The 5531-nt window shown below is 70.5% G+C and carries 3 protein-coding genes; all 3 read right to left on the bottom strand.

Translation table 11 applies throughout. The features are described 5' to 3' along the window. Positions 1-158 precede the first annotated feature (158 nt). Positions 159-1796, bottom strand: a complete 1638-nt coding sequence (locus VFB40_RS21885; RefSeq protein WP_324853593.1) for an ABC transporter ATP-binding protein — start codon at positions 1794-1796, stop codon at positions 159-161. Beyond that, positions 1793-2992 carry a CbiQ family ECF transporter T component gene (locus VFB40_RS21880; RefSeq protein ID WP_349261589.1) on the bottom strand — a complete coding sequence of 400 codons (1200 nt, stop codon included), beginning with the start codon at positions 2990-2992 and terminating at the stop codon, positions 1793-1795. Before VFB40_RS21880 ends, VFB40_RS21885 begins: the two co-directional genes overlap by 4 nt. A gap of 983 nt (positions 2993-3975) precedes the next feature. Next, positions 3976-5531 (bottom strand): prenyltransferase/squalene oxidase repeat-containing protein (locus tag VFB40_RS21875; RefSeq protein ID WP_324853589.1); only part of this gene is annotated, 1556 nt, incomplete at its 5' end.

Raw genomic sequence — 5531 nt, 5'->3', positions numbered from 1 at the left:
TGGCATATATGTGCTGCCGAAATGGCCGGGCGCGAGCAGAAAGGGCCACAGGAAGCAGACGGAGCCGATCAGCGTCGCGAGCGTTGCGGCGACGATTGAGCGCCAGCGCATCCGGATCGCGCGGCGGCGAGAGGCGGGCCGAGCGACCGGGACGACGCTCACCCGCTGACCCTCCCTGCAAGCACGCTCGGCGGGTCCAGTGCGCCGGCCACTTGCGTCGTCCTGAGGTAGCGCAGCGGCGCCAATATCTTGGCGACCTGCGGTGCGAACGCCGGCGAGGCGAGGACGATCTCCGGAGTCGGGCCGTCAGCAATGACGTCGCCGTCCCCCATCACCACCGCTCGGTCACAAGTTGCGGCTACGAACTCGACGTCGTGCGTCGCGATCACGACCGACCGCTCCTCGGCCGCGAGCCGCTGGACGATCGTGTGCAAGGCCTGCTTGGCACCGTAGTCCAGCCCGCGAGTCGGCTCGTCCAGCAGCACCACGCGCGGCGTAGCACGAATCTGGATCGCCAACACGAGGCTCAGGCGCTGGCCCTCGGACAGCTCGCGCGGGTGCGCTTCGTCGTCGATTCCGGCTGCGAGCCGATCGAGCAGCTCGCGAGCGCGAGGCGATTCCGACGCCGCCGATTCGCGGTCGGCCTGAGCGAGCTCCGCACCGACCGTGTTCAGGTACAGCAGGTCGCTCGGTGTCTGCGGCACCAGCGCGACCAATGCCCGAGCCTCCCTGGGCGGCAGTTGCCTGGGATCCCGACCAGCGATCTCGACGGTGCCGGCCTGGCGGCGGCCGGCGCCCTGGATCGCCCACAGCAAAGAGGACTTGCCGGACCCGTTGCGGCCCATCAGAGCTGTGATCTCGCCGGCGCGCAGCGCAAGGTCAACCCCGCGCACGGCCACCACCGGGCCATAGCGCACCACGATCTGCCGGGCCCGCAACACGGTCTCGCCCGGCGCCGCGACAGGCGCCACGGACGGCGGGATGGCCGGTAGCCGGGCGCGCAGCGGGCCGGCCTGGCGGCGGGCGTCGCGGACAGACAACGGCAGCGGCCGCCAGCGCGCAAGCCGGCCTAGCTCCACGACCGGCGGCGCGACCGTCGCCGTCAGCAGCATCTCCGCCGGCGGGCCGGCGGCGGCGGTCCCGTCGCCCGCGAGGTGAATCACCGTGTCGGCGTATTGGACAACGCGCTCGAGGCGGTGCTCAGCGAGCATGACGGTCAGTCCCAGGTCGTGCACCAGCCGGGTGACGGCTGCCAGCACCTCCTCGGCGGCGGTGGGATCGAGCGCGGAGGTCGGCTCGTCGAGGATCAACACGCGCGGATGGGCGGTCAGCACCGCGGCGATCGCCACCCGCTGCTGTTGCCCGCCGGAGATCTCGTGCAGGGGTCGCTGGCGCAACTCCGCCACGCCCAGGAGATCCAGCGCCTCCTCGACGCGCTTGCGCATCACATCGGGCGGGATGGCCAGCTGTTCCAGCCCGTAGGCGAGCTCCTCCTCGACGGTGTCAGTGACGAACCCGGCGAGCGGGTCCTGTGCGACCACGCCGACGACGTCGGCGAGCTCGCGCGGTGGGTGCGTGGCCGTGTCACGACCGGCCACCGTCACCCGGCCCGCGAGCGTCCCGCCGGTGAAGTGCGGCACAAGACCGTTGATTGCGCCCAGCAGGGTCGACTTGCCCACGCCCGTGCGCCCAACTACCAGGCACAGCTCTCCCTCCGGGATGTGTAACGACAGCTCGCGCAACACCGGTCGCTCGGCGCCGTCGTAGGTGATGGTGACGCGATCGAAATCGATCACGTCGATACCTCGGCCCTCGCGATCGGACTGCCCGCCGGCTCGGGCGGGCCGAGTCTCGATCCAGACACGCTACGCCGAGGCGGCGGCGCCGCGAACGCCGCCACGCCGGCGATCAGGATCGCGATCGCCGGCAGCGCCGGCAACCCGGGAAACCGCAGCGGCGAGAAGCTCGGATTCAGATCGGCCGCGTTGTAGCCGGCGCTGAGGTAAAGCAAGACTGCGCTGACCACCCCGCAGCAAGCGACGGTCCACTCCGGCGCACGCCAGGGATCGGGCCGGTAGTGGGTGCGATGAACGCGCCTGGCACCAAGCGCCAGTCCGGCGCCGCAAAGAACTGCACCCGCCACAATCGCGGGGGTTGCGAGCAGTCGCGGGCCGCTGCCACTGAGCAACCCGTAGCAGCCCACGCACAAGCCCGCCATCCCGGCCAGCATCAGCGCTGCCGTCAGTCGCCGTGTGGTGCGGGTTGCCGAGCCGGTGCGCCCGTACCCACGCGAGTCCATCGCCGCCGCCAGCAGCACCGACCGCTCCAGCGCATCGGCAAGCACAGGAATCGCGATGGTCCGCAACGCCCCCCAGCCGCGACTCTTTCCCGCCCGCAGTCGGCGGGCTCGCGCGACCCGCTGGACGCTCTCTACCAGCTGAGGCGCGAGGCTGATCGAGACGATCACCGCCATCCCCAGCTCGTACAAAGCACCTGGCAGCACCTGCAACGCACGCTTGGGATTGGCGAGTGCGTTGGCCGCGCCGATGCAGCAGATCATCGTGGCCAGCCGCAGACCGTCAACCGTGGCCGCCAGCGTCCCCTCCAGCGACACCGGGCCGCCGATCTGGACGCCCGCGTACCAACTCGGCATTGGTATGTGCGGCAACACAAACAGGATGTGGTCGCGCGGTTCGGTCCCAGAGGCGAACACGGACTGGAACACGATCCGCAACACGATGATGAACAGCCCCATCATCAGGTAGTACTTGAACGCACGCGCCCACGGCGCATCCGTCCTGCGGTTCGCGACCACGAACCCGAGCACGGACAGGGTCAGGATCAGCAGCAGCGGGTTGGTCGTGCGGTTGACGGCGATCACCAGCCCCAGCGCCCAGATCCACCATGCGACCGGATGCAGCGCCCGCGGTACTCGTCGACTGTCGTGCAACGCCGGTGCGCGTCCGCGAGCGCTCAACCTTGCCGGGCGCATCTTGACCCCTCACTCATATCGGCGACGACGCCGGATCGCCCAGACGGCGCCCCCGCTCACGGTGAGCGCCAGGCACAAGCCGAGCACCAGCGGCCCTACAGACCCCGACGAGGTGCGCTCGGCTGTCGGCTGCGCCGCCACAACCGCCGGACTTGCCCGCCGCGCCGACGAGACCGGCGCGGATCCGCGTGCCGCGCGGCGATCGCGCGGGTGTCCTCCTGGCCGCTTTCGACCCCGCCCGCGCTGTTGGCGATGCTTGGTCCGTGCCCGGCGCTTGGCGGCGGATCGGTGGCTGGTTCTTGGACGAGACGCCGGAGCCGAGGCGGAGTGCGTTGCGGTCGTGGGCGAGGTGGTGCTCGGCGACGCGGGGTGCGTAGGAGGCGTGCGGCTGGCCGCGCGCAGCGTGCTCGGAGGGAATTTCGGCACACCCGAGCCGCGAGTACCGCCCACGTTGGTCGCGCCGAACATCCATAGCTCCACTTCGCCGGGCTTGGGGACGTCGCCCATCGGCCCAAGCACGCTGTACGTCCAGGAGTTATGGCCGGCCGGCGCGACCCAGTAGGACCAGTAGGCCGACGTGCCGGGTGTCCCGTTGCACGATTCTTCGCTCGGGGTCGGCTCCATGGTCCCGCCGTCAAACGCGCGGTTGCCGATCCGACAGACGAACGCCGTGCCGTCGTGCGCGTCGCCACCGGTCGTGAAGCCCGCAGCGTGCAGGAGCGCGTATCCGGACGACTGGCCGACCCCGCACCCACGGGTCAGGGGTCCGCCCCAGTGGGCAAAGTCGACCGCCACCACGGCTCCACGATGCGGTGAGCAATCCGACAGCGGAGCGGCGTCGGCCCGACCCGCCGCGGCCGTCAGGGCGCCGCAGCAGACCACACACACCGCCGCATACATCAGCCAGCGTCTGACGGAGCCGTGTCCGCGCAGAGGGCGCCAAGCAGGCGGCATGCCGAGGACGCGAAGCTCCGCCGGTCCGGTCACCGGTTCGTCAGTGGGCGCAGCGGAAACGGCTTACGGTCGAGCGCGAGAATCGCCTCGGCGGTGACCCACACCGGAGTGAACGAGACACCCCGGGAATAGTCGATCGCGCCTCGGCGAGTGACCAGCGATCGCAAGTAATGAAGCGGCGACGGCGAGCCATGGGTGTGAACCCGCGCCGGGTTGACGCCGGCAGCAACCAGCCCCTGCACCGCCCACGCCGTGGACTGGGCATTTGACCTACCGCCTGGCTCCGCCGGAAAGCCTCCGTTCCGGTTCTGGGCGCCGCGCACGAATGCGACAGCTCGCCGTTGGGCGCGATGGTCGGAGGTGCCTGCAAGTCCCTCGAGCACGGCGCCGGTGTCGTCGACATCGGCGAGGTCGCCACGCTGCGCGAAGCTGAAGCCGCCGTTTGCGTCCTGCTGATGCACCAGCCAGTGCATCATCCGCGCCGACGGAGTGACACCGGCGGCCCGCAGCGCGAGCACCGCGAACGTGGTGAGGTTGACGTGGCCGCGCACGGAGCCGTTGGGCCGGATGTCACGCTTCAACGCGGCGAGCAGGTTGTGGCCGTGGAAGTCGGTCGGCGGCACCCCGGTGGCTCCCGCGACAAGGATCGTTCGCTCCAGCGAGCCCGGATCGTGGGCCACCGTCGCCTCGATGTAGGCGAGCAGACTGCGGCCCCCGTGGGTGACATGGGCGGGGTTACGGCCATCGGCGACGAGCGCCAATGCCGCCCAGCCCGAGTAGAGCACACTCGAAGGCTGGCCACGGGCCAAGCCGTACCCCCCGTCGTGGTTCTGGGCGCTGAGCAGGTACGCCAGCGGCGAGACGGCGGCCCGAACGGCGCGCGCTTGTGATCTTACGTTGACCGTGCGCGCCGCTGACCGGACGTAACCCGCCTTGTTCGCGCGGAGCGTCAGCTTGCCGCGGTGCTTGAGTCTCAGCGTGGCGCTGCCGTTCGTATTCGTGGTCGCGGCGGCGCCCCGGCTGGTCCTCACGGTCGCACCGGCGAGCGGCTTCGGGGCTCCCTTCGCATTGATGTAATCGACCGCGACCTTCAGCGACGCGCCGGCTGTTGCGGTCCTGGGCGCCTTGATGACGAGCGGATACCCCGTCCCGCTCAGCGGCATCGCGGCGAAGAGCAGCCGCTCCCCGGCGCGGAGCTTGATCTGGCACGCGCCCGTGCTGGCGGGCGCATCGTTGACAAGGATCTCCCAGTACGACTTCGCACCGGTCTCAGTGTCGCCGAGGATCTTGGTGATCAAATAGTCGTCGTACGTGCGCGACCACCTGCCACTCCACGCACCATGTGTGGCTCGATTCAGCACACCTGCAGCGCTGTCGGCAGGGCACTTGCCCTCCGGCGCGCCGTCCTTCGTAATCCATCCCGTGCCTGGCGCGCGGACGGTCGTGCGGGACACCAGCGTGCGCTTGGCGCCCTCGATCCGGACCGTGACGTTCGGCCCGGGTGCCGCCGCGAGGGCGGTCGAGACCACCCCGAGTGCCAGCGCTCCCACCCCGAGTGCCAGCGCTCCCACCACCGTCGCGACCG

It is taken from the genome of Actinocrinis sp. (genome assembly GCF_035650855.1).
Taxonomy (GTDB): Bacteria; Actinomycetota; Actinomycetes; order Streptomycetales; family Catenulisporaceae; genus Actinocrinis.
The sequence above is the reverse complement of the archived record's forward strand: the minus strand, read 5'-3'. Positions and strand labels throughout refer to the sequence as shown.